This window comes from bacterium, from assembly GCA_014360495.1.
Lineage (GTDB): Bacteria > Armatimonadota > JACIXR01 > JACIXR01 > JACIXR01 > JACIXR01.
Genome location: JACIXR010000005.1, coordinates 189,079 through 214,099 on the forward strand (window position 1 = coordinate 189,079; position 25,021 = coordinate 214,099).

A 25,021-nucleotide genomic window follows, 5' to 3' on the forward strand; every position below is an offset into this window, starting at 1 on the left:
CCTCTCACCATTCAAATAAGGGAACATCAAGCCATTTTCCGCCCTGAAGGGCAGATTGATGGGCGATTAGACCGGGAACGGTGAAATCCATAGCCCTAATAACATCTATGGGAGGGCGGGTTCTCGTCTCAACCGCTTTGAGAAAATCCTCAATCATATAAAACTCAGGTGGATTTTCATCGTGGATTTTGCAGGGGAAGGGAGAAGGAGCGCCCATCTCGTCCTTGATGAAAATTAATCCATCCTCGCCCCTACGGGGAGATTCAATATATCCCTTCGTTCCATATAAGCTGTAATAAATTATGTGTCCCCTCGGGCTAACATTGCTAACCAAAACCTGAATAGTAGCTCCCTTTTGGGTTTGGAAGGTCGCCATCTCCATATCCACGAAGCCGATATAATCTTTGTATTGAGGATAGCTCACGAAATCACTCAGCAAGCCCATAGCCTTGACAATCCTGTCCTCCATAAGATGAAGGAGGGGACCGATGGAATGTGCGCAATACCAAATGGGCGCCCTTGTCGCTCGCCAAGAGAACTTCCTCGTTTTCTCATCAGCTAAAAGATGAATAATCGGGTTGAGATATTCGTTCTCTGCGTAAACAATCTCCCCCAATTTCCCCTGCTTCACAATTTCCTTCCATTCCCTTAAATAGCGGAAGTAGATGTAATTCTCCGCCATCATATAAACTCTACCAGTCCTCTTCACCGTATCAACCACTTTTTCACATTCCTCTATCGTGTAGGCTACGGTTTGTTCGCAGAGCACGTCCTTGCCAGCTTCAAGGGATTTTATCGTTTGTTCTGTGTGAAACTCTATGGGAGTTGCAATGACCACGATATCCAGAGGTGAATTATTGAGGAAATCATCAAAAGATGTGAACATTTGTTCGTCAGTAAAATTAAGTTCCCGCCCCATATTTTCCAGAAGATGGGAATTGACATCGCATATCGCCACTACTTCCGTTTGGGGATGGGACTTGAAGATATCAACGAAAACCTTGCCTCTTTGGAGACCGACGACACCGACTTTGAATTTGCTCATAAAATCATTCCTCCTTTTCTTCCAATATTTTCAACATTTTCCTTGCATAAATCAAGGAATTCTCGTAATCCCCTCTTTCAAAGGCAAGCTTTGATAGGAAAAAGAGATGTTGGATTTGGTAAATCCTGCTCTTCCATTCTCCGAATTCCCTGGGAGATAAAACTTCCAACTTGGGGATTTGCTTATTTAAAGACTCCTCGCTTTTTCGCCAAATTCCCTTTACACTTTCCTCCGCTTTAAGCGCATTCAGAAGTGAGGGACAAGGTAATTCTTCCCCTTTAACCATTGCCTCTATTCTTTCCATTAACTCCTTTGCCATTTGCGATATCCCTTCTGGGTTTGGGATATTTAACGGGGCAATTGCGAAGAGAACTTCCTTCCCCAAATCCTTCTCCTCACCCCAGCCTGAATAGAAGTAGTTAATTCCGCCTTCCCAAAGTTGAAGGAAAATGTGTTTATTCTTCCATAATTTATCATAAAAAGGATAAAGGAAAAGGAAACAGAGCTTTAAATCGGGATTGAAAAGGGCGAAGAAAGGACAATCGGGGTCAAGGGAGGAAAAGCTCTTTGGACCACCCCATCCCCATACTCCCGCATAGCCAGGACGACCAAGCGAACTTACCTCACCGGAAATTAGCGCCTTTGGGATGGAGAAGGCGAAATGGTTGAAGAGATTTATGTCAACCTCAAAGCGTGGCGCCAGCCTGACAATGTTCACGCCTTCCCTTTTCACAGCATCTATCAAGGAACGAACAGCGAGGAAATCATCCGCGATGTAAAAATTCCCCTCATAATAGGCGCCCTCCTCAAGGGGATAGATGAGGGAGACCTTGTAGCCATATTTCCAGCTCCCAACCTCAATCTTTTCTGGAGCGTTTTGGGAGGAGCGTATCTCACCCCTTGCGCAATTATATCCGAACCAAGGGGATTCACCAGAGGGATTATGAATTGGTTTTAAATCCCCTTTGCCATCAATAAGAAGAAAATCAAAGGTTCCCTTGTTTTTATAAAGGCGAAGGACATAATTTCGGGCTTTGAAACAGATATATTCATCGTCTTCTTCCTTTTCCAAAGACTGAGCCATGTAAATCGCTATTAAGAAACAGGAAAGGAAGAGACAAAATCCCCTCATTGTTCCTTTCTTATCTCTGCTATCAACCAAACATCAAAAGGAGGAAGTTCAAGAATCAAGTCATCCCCTTTCAGCACCGCATTGATTTCCCGAGGCGAGAATTCCCAGTCAGGGGAATAGCAAAGAACTTCCAAGGAAGGGCGAAATCCCTTCGGTAATTTTAAGGATATTTTGAGATTCTCCAATCGCTTGAATCCCTTTCCCTCCTCAAATTCCTTATTGAGGATGTGAAGGATTAATCCATCCTTTGATTGTCTAAGAACCTTATGCGTAAGGGGTTTGAGACCGAATTCAACGATTGAGGGAGACCAACCTGCCTTTTTAAGTCCGTCCAACGCCTTCTCCAAGAGAATGTCTGGTTTGTCCAGAGGAAGAACCTTATGCCAGATTATCTTTCCTTTCTCGTAGAACGACTCCAAGACATTCGCTGTTCTCTTGTTATGTTTCTCATCCCATTCTCCGCACTCTCCAAATATCAGGAGCTTTCCTCCCGCCTCAACATATCTTTTGAGCATGTCCAAGTTCTTATCGGTTAGATGGGAGGTAGAGGGAAGAATGATATAAGGGAACTCCTTGGGGGAAAGCCGGGGGAAGGCGCCCTTTTCGGAGGTTGCAACATCGTCGGGGAAAGTTCTCCCCTCTCCCAAGAACAAGCCAGCGAATTGAACATCCGAATCAAGGAGGAGATTCCCTATGAGATTGAAGGCTTTGCTATGGTCGGGAATATCCTTCCTCCCCCACCACTTGGGAAACATGTCGTAAATATTTGAGGCATAAGAATAGACCAAATAAACATCTGCTACGGGTTTTGTATCCTTGAAGAGATGCTGATATTTCTTTATGAACTGTCCGATTTTCGCAAGCTCATCAACGGGACCAGTCCAGAGGGAGAAGCGGTGATGAAGAGCATAGAAGCAGCCACTGGCATAAGCCTCTCCCGTTAGCCAGCGGAAGAGCTGTCCCTTTCCCTCAATGGAAAGCACAGCGAAGGGAGGTGGTTCCTCTTGGATATCAAGAAACATAACAACTGGCTTATTGTATCCGCAGGCTTTGGAAGCCAAATAACTTGGGATGTATGAAAATTGGTTGGGGAGAAACGGCAAGCCCCAGCCTATGTTGACGAAATCGTATATGCTTGATTCGCCGAGAACGACGGCTGATAAATTGACCATATCGTATTGATTCGCGTTCGCTATCAGTTCCTTTCCCCATTTCTTCCTACAGTATTCCTTTCCATCCTCAACAATCTCCTTCTCTCTTTCCAAAGTGCTGTAAAGGAGAAATCGCCAATATTCCTCCGCTAAGGGGCTTTCCCACGGCTTGGATTGAAGCTGCCTTTGGGCGAGGAAATCCCGATAGTTGAAATTATCCAAATCCATTATCCCGAGCTTACTCAATATTTGAGGCTTTTCCTTCTTCAGCCACTCCCTGAAACCCTTAATACAATAATCGCAGAAGCAGGGCATGGGATAGCTCCAGAACCAATGCCCGTAGGATTCATCGTAATGGATTCCCCAGACCTTCGCATCTATAGCGGACCTTGCAATCTCCTTAACGAAGTCGGAGAAACGAGGATTGTTGAGACATCCCTGCCACCATTGAGCGGGCTTTATCACATTTCCGAAGGCGTCCCTATCAGCGTACAAGGAGACATCTTTTTCGGGAAGGATATCGGGAATTATCGCGGAGGATGTAATCATAGCGCTCCAAAGGATGTTTCGCTTATAGGCTTCCTCAAGGGCGGGTTGAACAGCCTTGCTCCGCTCAAACATATCCTTTGGGCTGGCATACCAGCCGCAGGAAATTCCCCTCACAACAACATCAACCTCCATCCTCTCAAGCTCATCAACATCCTTTAAGGTCGCGGTTCCCTGTGAGATAGCGTAAACAATCGCGTTCTCCAAATGCCTTTTCGTATCCTTCACCTCCCCATAAAGGAGCGATTGTAATGCTAATGATAAGATAAACCAATAAAACAATCTTTGGAAACTGCTCACAATTGAATTATCAGGAATTACATATTTAAAAGTCAATCTATTTTTTAGAGGCAACCACCTCGCCTTCTCCTACTGTCTTGAATTGAACCCAAAGCGAAGGAGATTTCTCCCCTTCAAGCTCACAGGAAAACCTCACTATTACATCTCCATGGGGAAGAAGAGGAACAGTTCCATTTCCCTTAACTTTCGTGATTAAATTCCAATTGCAATCGTAAACCAACCCCTCCACAGTTCCTTCGCAGACGAGATATTGAGTGGGCTTGAGTTTAACGGGAAAGACCAAGACGCTCCCATTGACTTCCAAGCGGGGATTGAAAGCGGTTTTTTCACCCCCCTCATTTGGCAAAACCCTCAATACAAATCTGAGCGGTTGTTCTTTAAATTTATTTTCTATATGCCATTCAACAGATCCTTTTTCTTCCCCGGTATACTTGAATTTAGGCGAGAAGGCGAGAGGGAAAAGAAGCCAGCGCCTTTCTCCTATCTTTTCAAGGTGCCATTCGCTCGTGAGCTCTCTTAATCTCTCCTTTTGGCTCTCCGTGAACGCTTTGCTATGCCTTGCCTCTTCCCATTCCCTAATCGCCTTAATCACTGCCTCGCCTTGTCCATTGATTCTGAAGGTCTCGGGAGAGGAAACGAGGGCGAATCCCGCATCCCAACCCGCACATTTTGAGAGCATCCATTCAATCTCATCAAGAGTTGTCGCCTCCAATTGAGGTGAAGCAGACCTGAACTCAAACCAACCCATCATATGGGGGAAGAGGTTCCTCTCAAAATATTCCTGATTCCTCAGCCTGTATTCAGCCATTCCCTCCCTCATTGGCTTTCCCCAAGGTTCACCCCAGTTCATCCTCGTATTAATGTGCCAAAGGTAGTGCAAAAGCCCGCTGGCATCATTTATAACCTCTTGCTTCCAGCCATCGTAGCAGATTTTGACGAAGCGATGAGCAGCATATGGACCGCTACATTCATAATCCCATAAGCCCTCCAAGCCATCAAAGGAAATCTGCTGGAGCCCGCAATAATTGAAGAGTTCCACTATTCTCTTAGCCATTTCGTCCATCATTCCATTTGCGATGCCGGGATAAAAGGTCCCATAAGCGTGAGTGGCTAACCTGCGAACCTCCGCTCCCCTCTTATGAGGGGATATCCTCGTCCCGAACATACCCCTCGTGCAACCCAATAATCTCGGCGGATTGCCTTCAGAAACCTCTTTGAATTCTATTATTTCCTCGTCTATCAGAACGAATTTTCTATCCCATCCCCAATTTTGCCTTCTCTTGAAGGGGTCTGCCTCAGCAACCGCTATCTCCTTTGTTTCCTCATCAATATCTTCCATCAATTGGCTTGAGCCGAGCCCACCGAGGCGAGGGTCGGGTTTCGGGCTCACATAAGGGTCATTTGGGGTTATGAACGCAGTTAATGTGTGAACTCCCACCCTTATTCCCATTTTCTTCGCCTTCTCAACGCATCTCTTTAAGCTTTCATCTCCGTCGGGAAAGCGATTCTTGTCAAGAATGAAATGTCCCCAGGTCGCAAATGGTCCGGGGTGGTAGATATATTTTAAGCCCAATTTCCTGCAAAGCTGGAGAGCATCATCAAAGTTAGCCTCGCTGAAGTCGGTTATGAGATAGGATAAAGTGGCGGAGGGGGAAATCTTCGCCCATACTCCATCAAGAGTGGGATGCGGTAGCCCCTCCTCTACCTCTACCTTCCCTATGGTTTCCAAAGCCTTCTCCTTCTGGCAAGAAAAGATAGCTATCGCAGAATCTTTTATTCCACCTTCCCTCTCAATTGCATAGGCAAAGAGTTTGCTGCCGAATTCCGCTGCTGAGGCACCGCCAACTGTTTGGATATTGAGCGATTGGATGCCGATTGCTGTCCTCTCATCTTGCACAACACCTACCGTCTCGCCTATTGTCTTGTTGATTGTCGTGGGGAAAGGACCCCAGTCTATTCGCTCCGGCTGGGTTCCTTCCACTTTCTTCAGCTGAAAGCGAAGATGTGTAGGCTTCATCTTTACCTCCACGAAGGCTTTTATCTCCCCATTTTCGTAGGTAAGAACCAAAGTTTCTCTCTTTTCGTCATAAAGTAGAGATATGGGTTTAAGTTTCCTTGAATTAATAGTTAAACTAAGCAAAGGAGCGTTTTGCCCAGAGGGAAGATATTCCTTATGGGAGGAAGCATCAAAGAGGCTGATAACATATCCCGATTGATTTATCTTCATTTCCAATGAACCAGCTCTTAGGGAAAGCAAATTAATATCGCCTCCTTTCAAGAGTGAGGGAACATATAAAAGGTAGAAGAGAAGAAATGGATGGGGAAAACAATTTTTCATAAATATCCTTCTACTCTATCACTTCCAGCATCTGTCCGCCTCCTGCTTCCAACCTTATCTTCACTTCGTTTCCGTTCACTGCTTTGCTCTTCCCTCCCTCTAATATCACCACTTTCTTAACCTTTGGCGAAAAGCGGATGCTTGCGTCACGAGGTGGGATATCGCCCCAATTCTTGCTCACCCTACAATCCACAACCATAACGAGGGGATTCTCCCCTTTCTTCGTCAGAAGACCGACTATGAGGTTTTCATCCATCTCCTCAATAAATTCTCCCTTCCCAGGCTTCCTCAAGCCCTCTATCTTCTCCATTTCAGGATTTGAAGTGAAAGCTGTGCTGAAGACGGCTAAACAATCCCTCCCTATGACCTTATCTCCCCAGAGGGCAATGCGATTATTGACCTTTTTAACAATCCGATAGAGAGGAGTTAAGGCATTCCGCACTTCCTCCTCAGTCTTATAGCCTCCTTCCTTGTATCGTTGAAGGCTTCCTCCATTGTAGCAGAAATACCAGATTCCATCTGAGGCGAAAACGAGGGCAAGGTAGGCGGGAAAGCGGGTGAGGGAATCGCTGGGAAGATAATCTGTCCCGGGAGGTGGCGCCACATTGAACATGGGCCAGAACATGATGCCGTATTTCCTGCATTCCTTAGTCCAATTGGAGTAGGCTGAGATATAGCGGATGGCCAACATATCGGCTGAGAGGTTCCATTCATAAAGGGTGGGATATATTTGAGGATTGGCAATGGGATTATTATGCTCCGCTAAGTTCTTCGGCGGTATCCAGCCGCAAAGCCAGGGCATGAGGTGGGGCTTGGGTTGGCGGAAGAGGAAATTCGTGCAGGCATCGGAGCGAGGAGTTACTTCCCCTTGGTCATCGCCAATCATAAAGCCTAAAAGGGCAGGATGTCTTCCGACTTTCTCGTAAAGCCATATCAGCTCTTCCAAGCTGGCGGCGTGATGGAAAGGATGGTCGTAGGGTTCCTGCCAAGCCTTTCCTCCCCAGGGGTGGTCGTTCTTTGTATATGTATCAAACATCACCCACAGACCGTATTTCTTCGCCAAATCCAGCTCCTTTAAACATTTTTCAATATCGGAATAATTGTCTAATTGCATATAGCGACCAATCATCACCACATTGAAGCCGGCTTCCTTATAAAACTTCAGCTCTGCCTCGTTTTCCGAAGGACCCCACCATGCCCCTATAATGAACCCCTTATATCTAAAATCCCACCTATCACGAACTTTTGATGTGGGATTATCAGCGGAAAAGGAAAAAGAACAGATGATTAAAGCCGTTAAAATCTTATAAATAGTGCTCATAAATATCACTCCTCCTTTTAGGGGAGGGTCTGGGGATTTTATTCCCGGAACCCTCCCCTTTATTTTGTTTTAAAGCTTTATTAATTTAATCTTCAGGCGGTCCCAGTTGTGCCCAGACAGAAATATGGTCGTGGTCCCTATAGGGATAGAAATGTCTTCCACATTCGTTTCCCATCTGCTTATAATTCATCCATTTGGCGTGTCCATCTGCGAAGACATAGTTGGAACCACCAGTATGGCGGGTGTTCCTTTCCGTCCTTCCACCCGGCGTGCACCAGGGAGCACAGTTATTCGTGAAGACCATTCTTGAGCCTCCGCAAGCGATTGGACGCAAAGCGTCGCCGAAAACGACCGTCTCGGAGGGAGTGGGCATATCTGCTAATCTTATAATTATAACCTCCCCAACATTAGGTGAGACATTTCTTCCTTCTCTTCGCAAAATCCTGTACAACCACACGCCGCCCATCAATCCATTATATCCGATGTCAACGCTCTTGCCGAGGAATTCTCTCGGCCAGGTCCAACCTCCACATCCGCCATGGGCGATATTCCTTGCCGGGTCGTCCCCCGTTATAGGACAGGCATCAGCAGATGGGCAATCAAAAACAGCGGCGTTCTTCACATAAGGATAAATTTTCCCTTGGACTGTGAAGTTGGGAGAACACATCTCCAGCTGTGCATTTGCCGAGCATGCGCACCAGTCCAACTGATAGGGAAACGATTCATCCCAATCCTGAACATACATCATAAGCGCTTGCCCTATCTGCTTCGCATGAGTGAGACAGGCAGTTTTTCTCGCCTGCTCCCTCGCCCTTGAGAAAACGGGGAACAGGATAGCTGCCAGGATAGCAATTATCGCTATCACTACCAACAGCTCGATCAATGTGAATCCTCTGCTTCTAACTTTCATAATATAACACCTCCTTGCCAAATATATTACCCCCCATAAAAATAGTTTTCTTGGACTTTTTTGTTTTGATAATGGGAAAATCTTGCTAAATTTTTCTCAGTCTGCGATATCTTGCGGGAGAGTATCCCGTAGCTTTCTTGAATAAACGAGAGAAGTAGCCAGGGTCACTATAGCCGACCTCTAAAGCTATATCAATAATGCTCAGCTCGCTTGCCTCTAAAAGCTCCTTTGCTCTTGCAATTCTTATCTCTTTAATATATTCGCCAACGCTTTTCCCCTCCGAGCTCTTGAAAAGATGGGCAAGGTAATAGGGGCTTAATCTTAGTGCCTTCGCTACCTCCCGTAGACCCAATCTTTCTTCTGCGTAATGCTGGTGAATATAATCCTTAGCCCTTTCCACTATTGAAGCCCTATACTTCGGCTCACCCCTAATAGCGAGAAGGTCGTTCATTATCCAGCTCAGTGTTTCCCTCATTTCCTCGCTCCTCTCACACCTCTTAACCATAGTTGCATAATGGGAGTAGAATTCCAAGAGATTAATCCTTGAAGAAGCTTGAAAAACCCTCAAATGGGATAGCAAAGAGGTGATGACTCCCCAAATGCGAGATTTCGTTTCCCAAGGGAATTTATCAAAGGAGTGCAGTTCCTTCTCCATCCATTTAAACCAATAATTTCTAATTGATTCACCGCTCGCCCAATAGAATAAGGAAATCAGCTCCCTCTCCTGCTCCGAGATATGGCGGAGCAGTCTCTCTTGTTGAACTAACCAAAGTTTCTCATCTACATCTGAAATCTTTGGCTTGGCTGGCGAGAAGAAGTGTGATAGACTGCTCAATAATTCCCTATGCGCTTCAAATATCCCTTCAGCTATCGCCTCCACATAACGCATGGGCACGAAGGTGAGCTTTAAGTAAGCCTCCTTCATCTCTTCATAGGGCAGCCCTAAATCCTTGATTTTCTCCCAAATCCTTTGGAAATTCTCTTCCGTAGGCGGCTCACTTAGAAACTGTCCGAGGCAGAACTGCGCGATGACTTCGTCATCCAATATAATGGGGATGATGCCATCTATTAAGCCGGCGTGGCACTGGTAAATCAGCGGTCTTTTCGTCTCTCTCACGATTTGATTCGCTCGCCTATCACTTGCGATACAGCGTCTTAAACCGTCCTTGCTGTGCTTGATTAAATTGCAAAAGGGAGTTGGTGATTGGAGAGGATAAAGGCTCCAACTCGGACATACCTCACAACTTACTCCCAAATTGATATTTGGCTTATGTGAGCGTTCAAACATTTTCTAAATTTTAATCCTTCAAAGAAAATGAATCAAGATTGTTGTCAATGCAAAATTGTGTTATCATTTTTCTAACCCAGAAAGAAAGGCAAGAGGAAATGAGGCTAACTTTTCTCCTCCTCTTCATCGGAGGTTTGATTATGTGCCAAGAATACCTCTTAACAGAGGATTTTGAAGCAGGTAAAATATCCTCCATTTGGAGATTACAAATCGGGGCGGGAAAGAGCTTCGTGGAGATTGAAAGAAGGAACGGTGGCAACTGCCTTCACCTTTTCGGCGACCATTCCTCTACGAGCATTTCCACTTCTCAAAACATTCCTAATATCGCCTATACATTGGAATATGATTTCTTCCAACCTTCAGAGGAGGTGGGCGGCTATCAAGCGGTGGTTAATCATCATCGCCCCCAAGGAAATTCATATTGGTGGCTTGAATATGGTCCCCAACGTTTCTTCCTCTACACGATTTCTGGAGGTATTTGGTTCAATAGATGGCAGGCGCAGGGAATCCCCTCAAATCGCTGGCTTCATATTAAAATCCAAAATACACCCACAAGCGTGAAAGTGTGGATTTACGATGAGGCAGGGAAACAGCTCTCGGAAAGTCCACAGATTCCTCACGATGACGGCGACCCCGCTCCTGTCTTCTTCTCAGCTGTCGGAGAGCAAAGGGGCGTTTGGGGAATGAAGATAGATAATATCAGACTCTATATCACCCCTATTGAGGAGAGGGCAGATTACCGGTTCAGGAAAAAGTTTCTTGAGCTCGCTCGTGCCTCGTTGAGCGGCGAAGATATGGATAAACTGGTGAGCGCCTTCAATAAGATTTCTTCAGTTTCTCCTTCAGATTGGCAATCCTATGTTTCCGCTATCAAATTTTTTGATACCGTTGCCCAGCAAATTGGAGAGGAATATCACGATAAGGTCATTTCAAAGCTCGAGAAGAGGCAAAACGATTGGGTTATGTTGGACATCTGGGAACATTTCAATTCCGACTCCTTGACTCTTTCCATCCCCTTCCCCTTCAACCAACCGATTTCAAATGTTGAGGGGATTCCCTTTTTAACCATCCCCTTCGGTAGAAATTGCCTCTGGCAAGACCTGCCCTCTCGTTCCCAACACTCTATCCCCTTGAACGCCCAAGCCGGTCTCGTTGCTCTTCTCTTGGCTCCAGTTTACGATGTTGAACTATATGGGCACGACGATAGCCTTGTTGATGTGCTTCAAGTGGAGCTTCGCTATGCTGATGGCTTCAAGGAGCGAATCTTCCCCACCCCTTCAGATTGGCAACCTCCCCTACCCTATGGCGTCGGCAACCCACCTATAAGCAATAGAAAGGTGAAAGCCTATATCGTTCAACCATCTCATTCAGCTCCCATCTCCCAAATCGTCCTATGCGATGGAGGGATTCAAGCCGGTTGGGCTTTGTTTGCAATCTCGTATAAGCCCGGTATCCCTTCTATTTCCTCAACAAGAGCAATCTTAAAAGAGAAGAGAAAAATAACCCCCTTCCCCGCTGAAGCTGTTCAAACAGAATATGGAATCTCTCTTGATAATGCTTATTTCCACATCCTTTTCGATAGAGAAAGGGGAGCAATCAAGGAATTCAGCTCTCCTCTCATTGGCGATATCGTTTCTTTCACCAATCCATCTCCTTTGTTCGCAATTCAATCCGAAAAAGGTGAACTCTTTTATTCGGATAGCTTCCAATTAGGGAGAGCCGATATAAAGAAATTGGCTTATGGGGTCAATCTAAACCTGACCTATAAGGGGGTTAAAGAGCTGGAGAATCTACGAGTGATAGTTGATGTGAAGGCAGGAAGGGAAGGAGCGATGAAGTGGCAGGCTACATTAGTAAATGATTCACAGGTGACCATCAAAGTTCGTCTAATCTTTCCACTCATGGATGGTTTATATTTAGGCGAAAAAGTGGGTTGGTTCTTCCCTCAGAGGGGTGGTGCTGTGAGCGAGCTTCCTCTTGAAGGATTGGCGAGCTATGGTGGGATGGCTTGGCTTCAACTTCTTGATATATTTAGACAGGAAGGGGGCGGGATATATGTGCGATGCGATGATACACAGGGGATTTATAAGATTTTCTCCCTTCGCTGGAGTCCCAAGGAGGAAATCTCTCCCCGACGGGTAGCTGATATCCCAGAGCCCGCCCATCCCATTGACGCTTGGAGAGCTAAAGTGGGCGCACATCTATCCATTCAATATCTACCGACGAAATTACAGCCTGGTGAAAGCATATCCTCTCCCCCTGCAACCATATCCGTTCACGATGGCGATTGGCATAAAGCTCTTGAGGATTATAGGGATTGGCTAAAGACTTGGTGGAAACCCCTTCGTCCCTGTCCCGAGCGCTACAAATACGGTTTCTATGCCTTAGTCGGAGGTGCGCCCGCTGATAACCAAAAGGGCGAGGAGTTCGGTTCTTATGATTGGTGGCATCTCTCCCCTTTTTGGACGATAGATTATCCTGACGAGCTCAAGAACGAGATTGAGGGAATGAAGAAGCAGGCGGAAAGGGCATCAAAATGGGGGCAAGCTGTGGGAATTTATATAGAAGGGATGGTTTTGGAGAAGAAGAGGAAAATAGCAAAGGAGCGCGGCGCCGAGTGGGCGATGATGGATGATAAGGGAAATTATTATACCTATTATTCAAGCGAGGAAAATCCCGTTTGGAATATGTGCCCCGCCGTTAAAGAGTGGCAGAAATGGGATGCTTGGGCTTATTCGGAAATAGCGAAGAGGGTTCCCCTATGCGCTATGTATGTGGATTCCACTGGTTCCCGTTGGGCGGAGGTCTGCTACAATCCCGCTCATAAACATCCAACGCCTGGCATTTGGGTTAAAGGATGTGGCGAACTATTTGAGACGATTAGGCAGGAAGTTATGAAAGTTAATCCCAACATAGCGATTCATTCTGAGGAACCGGGAAGCGATTATATGGCTCTCCACGAGGACGGCTCTTGGTCCCATAGTCTCTGGACCAACCTAAGCGGAGATATTGAATACAATCCCGCAGGGCTTAACTATTTCCGTTTCGTCCTCCCTCAGTTCAAGATGTATGAGATACCAAGCTATAGACACGCACTTTGGCGTTGCAAGCTTGCCTTCTTCAATGGGGAAGGCTTGTGGACAAATCAGCCGGATGCACTGAGAAGGGAGCTATTCATAAGATGGATGCCAACTTTAAGGGAAAACGCCGATGTATTCCTCAGCGAGGATGTTGAGCCCGCTCTTCCCCTTCTTTCTCCTCCCCTCTACATCAATAGGTTCAGGAGAGGTGAACAGACAATCTACACGATATACAACGCCGGATTAAGAACCCAGTTCGCCAACCTTCGCCTTCCTATCCCCTCAAAGGGACATATATTTGACCTTCTAAATCTGAGGGAGATTTCCTTCATAAAGGAGGGAAATGAGGCTGTTTTTGATATCAGCGTTGACCCTCACGATGTCCTTTGTTTCCTGATAACGCCTAAAAAGATGGATTTGGAGCTGGAGGGAGATAAACTGAAGGTGAATTTATCTGGCGTTAAGGCGAAGGAATTATGGGTGGCAGGGGTAGATGAAGAGGGAATCAGGAGGGATATCCAAAGATTTCCCCTGAAGGGGAAAGAGATAGTGATTGAGCGAGAAAAGCTCCCCTCAAACGCGAGGAAGCTTCTTCTTCGTCTACCCCTTCCTCACTCTACGGAGGATATCGTCAGTGTGGTCTTTTAATATGGTTTCCACATATGGACATATTTGCTCTCCACCCAACCGTGCCCTAATATGGCGAATTTCCCCTTTGAAATCTCCACGGCTTTAGCCCCACAATGTTGTTCGTATCCGTCGTCTATCAAATAGCGATACCATACCGTTCCTTTCGGCTCCGCCATCTTATAAATGAACAACCTGCTCCTGCTTTTATAAGGCTTGAAGGGGTCGTGCTCTCCTGCGATGATTTCCGGCTTTCCATCCCCATCTAAGTCGGCGACCGAAAGCGAGTGAGGACAAATGATGCGGTCAACGATATGGGGAATGAACTTCTTTTCCCTTGGGGCACCCGTGTTCTCTAACCACGCTATCCTAGCGAAATAGCTTCGTCTCACTTCCCAGTCAACCTTTTCCTCAGAGACAACCACATCCATTTTGCCATCTCCGTTTATATCCGCTACCGCTATCCTTGCCACGGAATCGAACCCATCAACTAAAAGATGAGGAACGAAATTTCCATCTCCTTTATTTTCCAACCACCAAGGACCAGCAACCAAATCCAAGAGTTTATCCCCATCAAGGTCGCAAGCGATGATTTCTTCCCCGTAAGGAATTTCCGCTATCACTCTACGCTCCCAAGGGGAAGTAGGTTTTCCGGGAAATTCAAAAAGTTCAACTGGTGCACGATTGTGATAGCAAACAACGAGAGCTATGCGACCGTGGGGAAGAAGAGGAGCTATTGCTGTGCCGTGCGGCCAATCTCCGCTGCCCTCACCAATAGGATGTTCTTCCCAGCGATTATTCTTTGGGTCAATGGGCTTTAACCAGCAAATCTTGTTTGTTAATTCGCCGGGATTTCCCTTAAGCGCGATTAGCTCTACACGCTTATCTCCGTCAATATCATAGGAATTGACAACCTGTGCTATTCCCGGGATTTGATAGCGTTCCCATGAAGGGTTTTTATACCACCAAGCCCCGCAAACTATATCTGGTAGCCCATCTCCATCAACATCGGTCCAAAGTATGTCTGTCGCTGTGGCAGGTTTCTCTGCGTCAATGAAAACATGACGATAATTGAAAGGTTCGGGACCAGTCTTTTGCTTCCAAAGCTGAATCCAACCTATGCAGTCGGGATATTCTGTATATCGCACTTGGGAAGAATGTCCCACTATTTCTAACTTTCCATCTCCATCAACATCGCAAACCTTTGCTTCGTGCGTTCCCTCTCCCTTATAAAGGACTGCTCGTCTCATAAAATCTCCCCTCTTTGAGAAGACATATTCCAACAAGCGAGCGTCATAATTATAAGGAGCTCCCCAGCCTCCCTGATTCATCTCCGCAACGAAGATATGTATCGTCCCTTCTTTTGCGTCCCTCCAAGTTTGAAGAGTATGAGCGAAAATCAAGTCCTTCTCCATCTGGTGTTCTCTCCAGGGATTCTTCTCTTCCTCCCCTATCCTATTTTCAAACCATGATAAATGCCCGTCAAGATATTCCGATTCCACTATAACTATGTCAAGCTTCCCATCCCCATTCATATCTATAAGGGCAGTTCTGCACATCTCTCTGAAATTAGGGGCGAATTTGTGCCGTTCCCATAATTCACCTGAAAGAGGTCCGTTTTGGGGAGGGGAGAACCAATAGGGACCGCAAACAATGTCCATCCTTTTATCTCCGTCAATATCGCCAACAGATATGCCTTCTATCGGAAGCCCCATTTGAACCAAATACTTTCGCCAAGGCTTTGTGGCATCTTTGTTAGGTTTATAAAAGTAAATCGCTGGGTTGGAGCTGTACATCGCGCCAGCGATTATCTCAAGATTTCCATCGCCGTCAACATCGGCAACCAAGATATCATGGGGATGCCCTCCGACATCAAAGTCAATGATGTATTCGGTGAACGGCTGTTTAGGGGTTTCCCCTGCCTTATACCAGCACAGAGCCCATTTATCCGTATTTGGAACCGCCTTTCCCGCTATTATCTCTATCCTTTCGTCCTTATCAACATCCATAAAGGCTATTCCCACAGGGAACCTCCCTTCCGCTACCACTCCCTTCTCAAATGTCGCCGGACGATGCCAGAGCATAGCCCCTACGCCACCAGTGATTATTTCCATCTTACCATCTCCATCAATATCCGCGACGCCTGTGCTTGCCGTCTCGCCCACACCGGGCGGCTCAGGGTCTAAAATCATCAGTTCCCATCTTGCCTCTGCCAAGGATGCAAGAAAAATAAAAGGCACCAAAATAAAGAACAATTTTTCCATAACGATTATATTTTAAATTTTCAGTTTTTCCCTGCAATAGGAACAAAGCAGGAAAGAGCACCACATTTCACAAAACAAATCATGTTGATAAATTTGTATGATTTTTTTACAATTTAATAAATGCTTTAGTTGAGAGGAGAAGGGAGGTTCTTGAATTGCTGGATAGCTTAATTGAAAAGAAGTTAAAGATATTGTCAGCTGTAACAAAGCTTCATCAAAGCATCGGAGTCCATCTGGAGTTAGGGGAAGTAGGGGCTATTTTAGTTGAAGCTCTCTCCGATATCACAAACTGCGAAGCGTGTGCAATCCTTTTAATAGAAGGAGATAAAGTAAGTATTTTAGCCGAACGAGGATTCATCAATTCCTTCGGAAGTATAAATCTATCAACAGACCTGCCGGCTATAAGACAAATAATTGAAACTAAAAAACCCATCTTCAGCAACGACTTGGAGAAGGACGGCGCCTTAGCGGGTTGCGTTCCCGCTGGCTGCAGAGCCAAATCCCTCTTATGCGTGCCAGTGCTCATAAACAACGAAGTTAAAGGTATTATTCACTTGGATTCCATTGAGAAAAACGCATTTGATGAGGAGGATTTAAACTTCGTGCAAGTGCTTGCCAAGGAAACCGCGATAGCTATAGAGAGGTCTTTATTATATGAAGAAATAAAAAATCTCTCTGTAACTGATACCCTCACGAATTTGTTCAATAGAAGAAGGATGGAGGAGGATTTGAGAAATGAATTGGAGCGTTCAAAGCGCTATACGAGACCGCTATCAATCCTGATGATAGATATAGACCATTTCAAAAACTATAACGATCATCACGGTCATCAGAAAGGCGATGAGTTGCTGAGGGAAATAGCCAAACTTCTCAGAAGGAATTTGAGAGCAATTGACAAGGTGTATCGCTATGGAGGGGAGGAGTTCCTCGTTATGCTTCCCGAGGTAGATAAGGAAGGAGCCCTTGCCTGTGCTGAGAGGTTGAGAAAGAAAACAGAGCAGGAACCTTTTGAGGGAGAGGAGCAGAGCCAACCAAGCGGTAAGATAACCATCAGCATAGGTGTTGCCTCCTACCCATTGGATGGAGATTCAATAGAAAAGCTCATAGAGGCGGCGGATTCGGCTCTTTATCGCGCGAAGGCATTGGGAAGGAATAGAGTGTGCTTATACTAAAATCTTTGACTTTTTCAAAATAAATTTTACAATACCCTCAATATAAAAATCAGGCAAAAGGAGGTTATCGTTATGTCGGAAGATGTAAAGAGAGTTCTCTATGTGAATTTGTCTATGGGTTTTCGTCATGATACGACAGCCACGGCTGCAGATATAATAACCCGCCTTGGTTGGCGCTCCCAACCTCGCTTTTTAACCACCGCTACGGAGGACTGCGAGCTAATCAACCGGGAGATTTTGAAGAGATACGATGTAATCATCTTTTATACAACTGGTGAGCTTCCTTTGAATGAGGAGCAGAAGAAAGCTCTCCTTGATTTCGTTCGGGAGGATGGTAAGGGATTCGTGGGAATACATAGTGCAATTGATACATTCTATCAATGGCCGGAGTATGGGGAAATGGTAGGCGGTTATTTCAATGGTCATCCTTGGCATCAAAAAGTTGGTATAATTGTTGAGGATAAGGAGCACCCAGCGACAAAACATTTGGGGGATTATTGGGAGGTTGTTGATGAGATTTATCAGGCGAGGGATTGGTCAAGGGAGAAGGTAAGGGTCTTATTGAGGTTGGACACAAAGTCAGTGGATATAACAAAGGGAGCAAGAGAGGACCAGGATTACGCACTTGCTTGGTGTAGGAATTACGGAAAGGGGAGAGTTATTTATACGGCGCTCGGTCATCCAGAGGAGCTTTGGCGGGATGAGAAATTTCAGGAGCATCTATTGGGAGCGATTCTCTGGGCGATGGGTGTTCTTCCCGGCGATGCCACTCCCCGCTCTAAGCCCTGAAAAAATTTTGAAATTTTTTTGACATTTAACTGAAATGGTATATAATTGGAATCAAATATAACAAGGAAGGAGGTGAAAAAGAGATGCGTAAGAGAGGTTTTACGCTCATTGAGCTCCTCGTGGTCATAGCAATCATTGCAATTCTCGCCGCGATTCTCTTCCCGGTTTTCAGCCGGGCGAGAGAGCAGGCTAGAAAGACGCAGTGCCTGAGCAACCTAAAGCAGATAGGAACAGCGCTGATGATGTACGCCCAGGACTGGGATGAGTCCTTGCCAGTTGCCACTACCTGGTGCAATCGCCCAGATCCCCAAAACAACCTCCAATATTATGTGAGGTTGGGCCCATATGTGAAAAATTGGCAAATATGGGCTTGTCCTAGCGCTCGTGTGGATACCTGCGGTGGCATAGCCATCCCTCACCATGCTGTACCCCAGATGATAGACGCCGGCTGGGTCCCCTCCAACTTCCGTCTCCACTATGGCTATTCCGAGAACATACAGAACTCGTATCCGGAGAATCGTCAGTGGGCAGACTGCAGTGCCCTTAACCGTTCTAAGCTGGCCAATATACCCGAGCCCGCGGTATCTCCTGTAATCGCTGACTGTATGGGACTTATGAACAGCGGTTGGCGCATAGGGTATGCTAATGTCTGCGCGGCTGGCTGTAATCCTGACCGAAGAACGGAGAACAACGCTCGCCACAATGGAGGTTCAAATGTCCTGTTTGCGGATGGGCACGCGAAGTTCTTCAGCGCTGACCAATGTGTTTCCAACTGGGATACCGGCGTTTGGCACGCGGGCTGCGGTTGGTGGGGCAATGGACGAAGATAATCAGCCAACACGAGGAAAAGTTCTTGGTTTGGGGAGGCGTTAGCCTCCCCAAACCATTTTTTCACTATTTATAAACAAACAATTGACTTCTCTTGATAACAAATGGTAATATTTGAACAAATTGAAAAGCTTTAAAAGAGGTGTTAATGATGATTAAAAGCCTATCTAAAATCTTCTTCCTCATCCTTTTCCTTTCTTTTCCCATCCTTGCTACCTCTTATTCTCTCCACCCCAACCCCATTCTAACCGCCAAGAGAACTACGCTCTCTCCCGAAATAGATGGTCTTCTCGCTGATGAATGCTGGATGCATGCAAATTGGCAATCCGCAAATCATGTAATCTACGGTTCAGGAAAAGGCGATGAGCTCTCCTTTGCCATCCTTTACGATGGTGGGAATCTCTATATTGGAGCGAAAATCAGGGAGGAAATTCCACAGGTTAAGCACCGCAAGGATGAGGATGTTGTTTGGGAGGATTCCTGTCTTGAAATCTTCCTTGCTAACCCTTCCCCAAATCAATCTATATACACTTATCGCCACTACATCATCAATGCGGAGGGATACAAGCTTGATGAGATTGGAAGTAAGGGAGTGGGAAGCTGGAATGGGAAATGGGAAGCTAAGACAAGCAGAACCGCCGATGGATGGAACGCCGAGATTCGCATCCCCGCAAGCGATTTGAATCTTCCCAGTTTCCAAAACACAATTCTTCCCTTTAATATTTGTGCCTCCCTCTATCATCCCTCTCATATTCTCATCAGCTTTTCCGAGTTAAAAGGTGGCTATTTCCATCAACCAGAGCGTTTCGCCAATCTTGTTTTAGGAGAAGTCCCTCAGCTATCGGGAGAAGTCCTATTATCCCTTCATAGGGGAGATAATCCCCTATCTTCCCTGAAAGCAAATATCGTCAAAGAAGAGGATTTGAAGAATATTTCTTCCCTCGCCTCCTTAAATCCGGGCATCTATGCACTTGATGTCTTCATGGAAAACCGCTTTATCGCCCGTTATCAATTATTCCTCCCTTATTTTCCCGACAGCTTCGGTTCTACGATTTACAGAGATGGAGAGTTAACAATATGGACAGCCGACCCAATGTTCAAAGTCTTCAAGGAAACACCACCTCCCCCAAAAAGGACTGGGAAAATCGCAATCTTCGCGGGAAGAAACGAATGGGAACCCTTCCAGATAATCTTCCGTCCAAATTCCGATATAAAGGATTTTCAGCTCAAGCTCAGCGACCTCAAGGGCCCATCACTAATCCCCGCAAAGCTAATTAACATCTATAAGATTGAATATGTCCATATCACGATTCCCACAGACCCCGATGGTAAAAAGGGAGATTTCCCTGACCCACTTTTGGAGCTTAAAAAAGCGATAGACCTTGAGGGAGGAAGAAACCATCCCTTCTGGTTGGAGCTCCGCATACCATCAAACGCTAAAGCGGGAATTTATAGAGGGGAGATAATCGCTCTCTCAGGGAATAGAAAGTTAGCATCTATTCCTGTTGAGCTGAGGGTCTTCAATTTCTCCCTCCCTGTTAAGCCAGAAGGCTTCCACATTCACACTGCCTATGGGATGGATGTTAACCTTGGCTATCATAAAGCAACTCCTGAGGATAGACCTAAAATCCTTCCCTTTTACCTTAGGCTTCTCGCCGACCATCACATCAGCCCTTACAATCCCTTCAGCCATCAAATTAAATATGAAATGAGCCCGGGAGCACTTGAGCTTTCAAATGGGATTTTGAAAATCTCTTTCCCCAAAGCGGGTTCAACCATCGCGAGGCTTTCACTTGGAGATGCTCCCCTCGCAAATCTGAATTTCTGTATAGACCAAAGGGTTGGTCAAAGCATAGGGTGGCCAGGGTTGGAGAAGGTAAAGCCAGAGGTATTGATAGGGGGACCGCTCAGATATAAATTGAGGGTTAAGGGCGAGAATGTATCTCGGGGCGCATATGAGACGGAAGAAGAGATAGAGATATTCGCTAGACAGAAATGGATTTCCCGAAGACTTCTCTCTTTGAAGTCAAAAGCTCAAAATCCTTACCTCATCGCTTATTATTTCCTGTTATTGAGTCCAGCCCAGTCAGGAGCGGAGCCTGTGAATGGTTCGGATTGGGCGGCTTGGAGGACAGCGAAGGGTTGGGCTTCCTGCTTTACAATTTCACCAGGCAAATTCGGCTTCGCTTTCCGTCTTGATAGCGCTGGAGGAGCCCATGGTGATGTAACAAGAGATGTGGGTCTGGAGATGGACAAGGGCAAGGAGGCAATAAATGAGCCTCAGCCATCCCTGTTCATCGCCCTCACGAATAATGAGGAGGAAATGCAAGTGATTAAGAGGAAGCTTTCCAACCCTTTACAAGTGAATGTTGAGGGAGAAGGGGACGATTTGATAATAAAAATTAAGGAAACCGCAGGGATAAAAAGGGAGGGGGAGCCGTTGGTGATTTCATTGGGAGAATTGGCGAGAGGATGGAAATATGCCAGGGCTTTTCTTGATAATAAGGAGATTCCCTCCCAGTTAGATGGCGATGAGCTTACCCTGTTTGTTTATCTGCCCGCAAATGGAGAGATACAAGTAAAGGTTAAAAAGGCAAGCTCTCCCTGGACGGGAAAGGGGATAACTTTGAGCGAAAAAGCTCCTTCGTTACAGGTAGATTTCTCTCAATTCACTCCATCCGCTCATTATGCCCTTGATGAGCTCGGCTTTTCCGATTACAACATTTGCTCTGCTTTGGATATGGGTTGGCTATGGAGAAACGAATCCATAACGGATGAAGAGAAAACTTTATTTAAGGAATTGGGGAAGAGGGTGGAGGATTTCCTGAGGAGGCATGGATGGCTCAAGAAGGCATATTGCTATTGGTATGATGAGCCCGAGGAGAGCGCTTATCCCTTCGTGATTAGAGGTATGAAGCTTCTCAAAGCCACATTCCCCAATGTGAGGAGGTTGCTCACTGAGCAGCCGGAGCCGCCTTTATATCATTATGTTGACCTCTGGGTTCCCATATTCCATTTATACAACGAGGAAAGGTGCAAGGAGAGGCAGAGGGAAGGACAGGAGGTATGGTGGTATGTTTGTTGTGGACCTCGCCATCCCTATCCCAACAATTTCATAGATTATCCAGGGATAGAACATAGGATAAGACTTTGGATGAACTGGAAATATAAGGTAACGGGAGACCTATACTGGTCAACGACTTATTGGCATAAGAACCCTTGGCAAACGCCTATGTCCTATACACCGGATGATACGGGAATGTGGGGGAATGGCGATGGCTATCTTCTTTATCCACCCAAGCGTGGAGAGGCAAAGGAGAAGGTGATAGGTGGACCAGTGCCCTCAATGAGGATAAAGATGATAAGGGAGGGGATAGAGGATGCTGAGTATCTATGGATGTTGGAGGAGAGGATTGGGAAGATGAAGAATCCACCGAGTGAAGCGGTTTCCGCCCTTAATCTTGCTCGGTCCCTCATTAAGAGCCAGACGGAATTCTGCCATTCACCCGAGGAGCTTCAGGCGGTTAGATTGAAGGTGGCAGAGGCTTTAGAAAGGTTGGTGAAATAGACGGTATTAGATTGAATTTTGTTGCAAATTGGCAAAATTGAAGAAAAAACTCTTCTTAATTTTTACTCCGCTTTAAATATCCTTTCAATCGCCGTAATATCGTCCGCTTCCTCTGGCTTTTTATCGTCCCTTATTCTCACTATCCTCGCCAAGCGAAGAGCGTATCCGCACTTGTATTTAGGGCTTCTCTGAACATCGTTGAAAGCCACTTCCACCACTACCTCCGGTCTCACATAAACAACTCCTCCCTCCTCCCTTATCTTCAATTCTAAAAGCTTTTTAGTCATCTCCTCAAATTCCTGGTCCGTCAATCCTTTGAATGTTTTTCCCACCATCAATAGCTCTTTCCTCTCCTTATCCCAGCAAGCGAGATGATAATCGGATAGCCAGTTATGTCTCCTTCCATATCCCCATTCAGCTCCTATAATCACCAAATCCAGTGTTATAGACTTTTTCACTTTGAGCCAAAGCTTTCCCCTATTCCCCGGAGTATATATACCCTTAAGAGCTTTCGCCATAACGCCTTCCGCTCCCGCCTCCAGAGCCCTTTTGAAGAAACTTTCCCCTTCTTCCAAATCCTTAGGCAATATCCTTTCCGCAAGGGGAATTCCTCCCGCTATTTCTTCCAATTTTTTCCACCTTTCCTCATAACTCACATCCAAAAGCGATTCACCATCTACATATAAACAGTCGAAGAGAAATAGCTTCAAAGGTATTTCCTCCCTCATCCTCTCTATCTCCCTTCTCCTACTCACTCTTCTGAGTATATCTTGAAAAGGCAGGAACTTTCCCTCTTTAACCGCCACAACTTCCCCTTCCAAGATTACATCCCCTTTTATATTTTTCCTCACTTCCTCTACAATCTCGGGGAAAGAAGGGGTCAAATCGTTCAATCTTCGGGAGAAAATCATAACTTTATCCCCGCCCTTATGTATCTGCACCCTTGCTCCATCGTATTTGAACTCCAGAGCCAGTTCTCCACCTATCTCCTCAAAAGCTTCCTTTATAGAATACGCCATCTGGGCAAGCATCGGCTGAAGAGGTTGGAAAAGGGTCAGGGAAAGGGATTCCAAGGTTTTCTCTTTCTTCTCCAAAAAAGAGCGAACCGTTTCCCCTATATCTCCATATAGAAGATAGCCCTTCCTGATTTCCTCAAGGGGAACATCAACCGCTGTCGCTAAACCCTCCAAAATCATCCCGTCCTTCACTCCTATCCTCATCTCACCCACTATTACCTTGGCGAGATATCTCGCCTCAAGCGAATCCATCTTGGTTAAAAGCCCCTTCAATATCGCCTTTCTATACCTCATTGCCCCCTTCCCTTCCATTTTATCCAGGCTAAGCAAATTATCGTAAACTTCGCTGATAGTCAATCCTTTTGAGGTATATTTAGACCATCTTCTATAAATCCCCTCCACTATATCTCCAACATCAACGGCGTTTGTGCTTATCCTCTCCATTTCCTTAGGAGATATGGGGAACATCTCTTTGAGGGATTCAAAAAGGATGTTCCAGGAGACGAAAATCCTTTTTCCCGCGGGAAAGCGACCAAGGAAAAGATAGGAGGCGATTTTGGCTTCCTCGGGAGATAGGGAGCGGAAAAATTCCCCTATCATCCTCGCCTTTTCCTTTTTCCCACCCTCCTTCTCCAGTTTTTGACATACCAAAGCGAATTCCCTGAATTCCGCCATCTACTTTTAAGCTTTCCTCATCTCCTTGACCTTATCCAAAAGGACGGCGGCGAGGATAATTACTCCCTTCACTACATACTGGTAGAAAGTTGATACCCTCATAAGAACGAGACCATTATCAATTATCCCGATTAGAAGGGCACCCAGGAATGTTCCGCCGATATTTCCCTTTCCACCCATCAAGCTCGTCCCACCCAAGACGCAGGCGGCTATCGCGTTTAGCTCATACATCTGCCCCGTTTTAGGGTCGCCCGAGCCGAGACGCGCGGCAAGTATAATGCCAGAAAGAGCGGCGAGGAAGCCGCTTAATGTGTAAACCATCAGCTTTACTTTGTTGATATTGATTCCCGATAACCTTGCTGCCTCCTCATTTCCACCGATTGCGAAAACATAGCGTCCGAAAGTCGTCCTTGCGAGAATGTAGTGGGCTATCAAGGCTATAACAGTCATTATAATCACTGGTATGGGAATTGGACCGATGTAGCCGGAGCCGAGGGTTATGAAGGAATCGGGGAGTTCGGGAACGGGGAAGCCACCGGTGTAAATGAAAGCTAAGCCTCTCGCTATCGTCATCATCGCGAGGGTTACGACGAAGGGAGGCATAAGGAAGCGAGTGATGAAGAAGCCATTAATTGCGCCGAGGAAGGCGCCGAGAAGCAAGCCAATTATGATTCCCAGAGGGACTCCCAAGGCTGGAGAAGGCGGTGGAAGAATGGTAAGATGGGCTATGGTGATTCCTCTTTTCATAACTCCTGTGCAGATAACGGCTGCAAGGGCGACGATTGAGCCGACGGAAAGGTCAATTCCCGCTGTGATTATGACAAAGGTCATCCCCACAGCAACGATTGTATTGATGGAAATCTGTCTCAAGACATTGAGGAAATTATCAATTGAGAGGAAATTCGGGGCGGAGATGGCGAAATAAATTGAAAGGAGGACAATGAAGAGGGGGATGCCATAGTGGAGGAGGA

At 46.0% G+C, this 25,021-nt stretch carries 15 protein-coding genes; 5 read left to right on the forward strand and 10 right to left on the reverse strand.

Going from position 1 to position 25,021, the window contains the following annotated elements:
• Positions 1-4: 4 nt before the first annotated feature.
• From H5T88_05970 to H5T88_06000, 7 genes are all read right to left on the reverse strand, one after another.
• On the reverse strand, positions 5-1,045 hold the full coding sequence (locus H5T88_05970; protein MBC7329890.1) for a Gfo/Idh/MocA family oxidoreductase: 1,041 nt from the start codon (positions 1,043-1,045) through the stop codon (positions 5-7).
• A 4-nt stretch (positions 1,046-1,049) separates the two neighbouring features.
• Positions 1,050-2,177: a hypothetical protein gene (locus H5T88_05975; GenBank protein MBC7329891.1), complete on the reverse strand. Its 1,128-nt coding sequence runs from the start codon at positions 2,175-2,177 to the stop codon at positions 1,050-1,052.
• Positions 2,174-4,174, reverse strand: a complete 2,001-nt coding sequence (locus H5T88_05980) for a hypothetical protein (protein MBC7329892.1) — start codon at positions 4,172-4,174, stop codon at positions 2,174-2,176. The genes H5T88_05975 and H5T88_05980 overlap by 4 nt, the downstream gene beginning before the upstream one ends.
• Before the next feature lie 37 nt (positions 4,175-4,211).
• The gene (locus H5T88_05985) at positions 4,212-6,512 is read right to left on the reverse strand and encodes a hypothetical protein (protein MBC7329893.1); all 2,301 of its coding nucleotides are present in this window, start codon (positions 6,510-6,512) and stop codon (positions 4,212-4,214) included.
• A gap of 10 nt (positions 6,513-6,522) precedes the next feature.
• A complete protein-coding gene (locus H5T88_05990) occupies positions 6,523-7,833 on the reverse strand; it encodes a hypothetical protein (GenBank protein MBC7329894.1) in 1,311 nt (436 codons plus the stop codon).
• An 85-nt stretch (positions 7,834-7,918) separates the two neighbouring features.
• Positions 7,919-8,743, reverse strand: a complete 825-nt coding sequence (locus tag H5T88_05995; GenBank protein MBC7329895.1) for a prepilin-type N-terminal cleavage/methylation domain-containing protein — start codon at positions 8,741-8,743, stop codon at positions 7,919-7,921.
• Between the two features lie 85 nt (positions 8,744-8,828).
• Positions 8,829-10,031, reverse strand: a complete 1,203-nt coding sequence (locus H5T88_06000) for a PocR ligand-binding domain-containing protein (GenBank protein MBC7329896.1) — start codon at positions 10,029-10,031, stop codon at positions 8,829-8,831.
• 98 nt (positions 10,032-10,129) lie between these two features.
• Here H5T88_06000 and H5T88_06005 point away from each other — a divergent pair, with 98 nt between their 5' ends.
• Positions 10,130-13,759 (forward strand): hypothetical protein, encoded by a 3,630-nt coding sequence (locus H5T88_06005; protein ID MBC7329897.1) that lies wholly within the window; start codon positions 10,130-10,132, stop codon positions 13,757-13,759.
• Here the strand turns inward: H5T88_06005 and H5T88_06010 are convergent.
• Entirely contained in the window at positions 13,756-16,002 is a 2,247-nt protein-coding gene (locus H5T88_06010; protein ID MBC7329898.1) for a VCBS repeat-containing protein, read from the reverse strand. The two genes, H5T88_06005 and H5T88_06010, sit on opposite strands and share 4 nt — an antisense overlap.
• Before the next feature lie 155 nt (positions 16,003-16,157).
• On the opposite strand from H5T88_06010, the gene H5T88_06015 reads away from it, so the two are divergent.
• The 4 genes from H5T88_06015 (at position 16,158) to H5T88_06030 (ending at position 22,359) form a co-directional block, all read left to right on the forward strand.
• On the forward strand, positions 16,158-17,174 hold the full coding sequence (locus tag H5T88_06015; protein ID MBC7329899.1) for a GGDEF domain-containing protein: 1,017 nt from the start codon (positions 16,158-16,160) through the stop codon (positions 17,172-17,174).
• A gap of 72 nt (positions 17,175-17,246) precedes the next feature.
• On the forward strand, positions 17,247-17,963 hold the full coding sequence (locus H5T88_06020; GenBank protein MBC7329900.1) for a ThuA domain-containing protein: 717 nt from the start codon (positions 17,247-17,249) through the stop codon (positions 17,961-17,963).
• Positions 17,964-18,046: 83 nt separating this feature from the next.
• Positions 18,047-18,793, forward strand: a complete 747-nt coding sequence (locus H5T88_06025) for a DUF1559 domain-containing protein (GenBank protein MBC7329901.1) — start codon at positions 18,047-18,049, stop codon at positions 18,791-18,793.
• 146 nt (positions 18,794-18,939) lie between these two features.
• Positions 18,940-22,359 (forward strand): DUF4091 domain-containing protein, encoded by a 3,420-nt coding sequence (locus H5T88_06030; protein MBC7329902.1) that lies wholly within the window; start codon positions 18,940-18,942, stop codon positions 22,357-22,359.
• A gap of 62 nt (positions 22,360-22,421) precedes the next feature.
• Here H5T88_06030 and H5T88_06035 read toward each other — a convergent pair whose 3' ends face one another.
• Together H5T88_06035 and H5T88_06040 are read right to left on the reverse strand one after the other, a co-directional pair.
• Complete coding sequence (locus H5T88_06035) at positions 22,422-24,050, reverse strand: ATP-dependent DNA ligase (protein ID MBC7329903.1); 1,629 nt, start codon at positions 24,048-24,050, stop codon at positions 22,422-22,424.
• A 6-nt stretch (positions 24,051-24,056) separates the two neighbouring features.
• Positions 24,057-25,004 carry an ABC transporter permease gene (locus H5T88_06040; protein ID MBC7329904.1) on the reverse strand — a complete coding sequence of 316 codons (948 nt, stop codon included), beginning with the start codon at positions 25,002-25,004 and terminating at the stop codon, positions 24,057-24,059.
• Positions 25,005-25,021: the final 17 nt, after the last annotated feature.

Coding starts and splice junctions, on each gene's coding strand:
- H5T88_05990 (MBC7329894.1), bottom strand. CDS start 7,833: ATGAGCACTATTTATAAGATTTTAACGGCTTTAATCATCTGTTCTTTT.
- H5T88_06005 (MBC7329897.1), top strand. CDS start 10,130: ATGAGGCTAACTTTTCTCCTCCTCTTCATCGGAGGTTTGATTATGTGC.
- H5T88_06030 (MBC7329902.1), top strand. CDS start 18,940: ATGATGATTAAAAGCCTATCTAAAATCTTCTTCCTCATCCTTTTCCTT.
- H5T88_06020 (MBC7329900.1), top strand. CDS start 17,247: ATGTCGGAAGATGTAAAGAGAGTTCTCTATGTGAATTTGTCTATGGGT.
- H5T88_05970 (MBC7329890.1), bottom strand. CDS start 1,045: ATGAGCAAATTCAAAGTCGGTGTCGTCGGTCTCCAAAGAGGCAAGGTT.
- H5T88_06025 (MBC7329901.1), top strand. CDS start 18,047: ATGCGTAAGAGAGGTTTTACGCTCATTGAGCTCCTCGTGGTCATAGCA.
- H5T88_05985 (MBC7329893.1), bottom strand. CDS start 6,512: ATGAAAAATTGTTTTCCCCATCCATTTCTTCTCTTCTACCTTTTATAT.
- H5T88_06000 (MBC7329896.1), bottom strand. CDS start 10,031: ATGTTTGAACGCTCACATAAGCCAAATATCAATTTGGGAGTAAGTTGT.
- H5T88_06035 (MBC7329903.1), bottom strand. CDS start 24,050: ATGGCGGAATTCAGGGAATTCGCTTTGGTATGTCAAAAACTGGAGAAG.
- H5T88_06010 (MBC7329898.1), bottom strand. CDS start 16,002: ATGGAAAAATTGTTCTTTATTTTGGTGCCTTTTATTTTTCTTGCATCC.
- H5T88_05975 (MBC7329891.1), bottom strand. CDS start 2,177: ATGAGGGGATTTTGTCTCTTCCTTTCCTGTTTCTTAATAGCGATTTAC.
- H5T88_05995 (MBC7329895.1), bottom strand. CDS start 8,743: ATGAAAGTTAGAAGCAGAGGATTCACATTGATCGAGCTGTTGGTAGTG.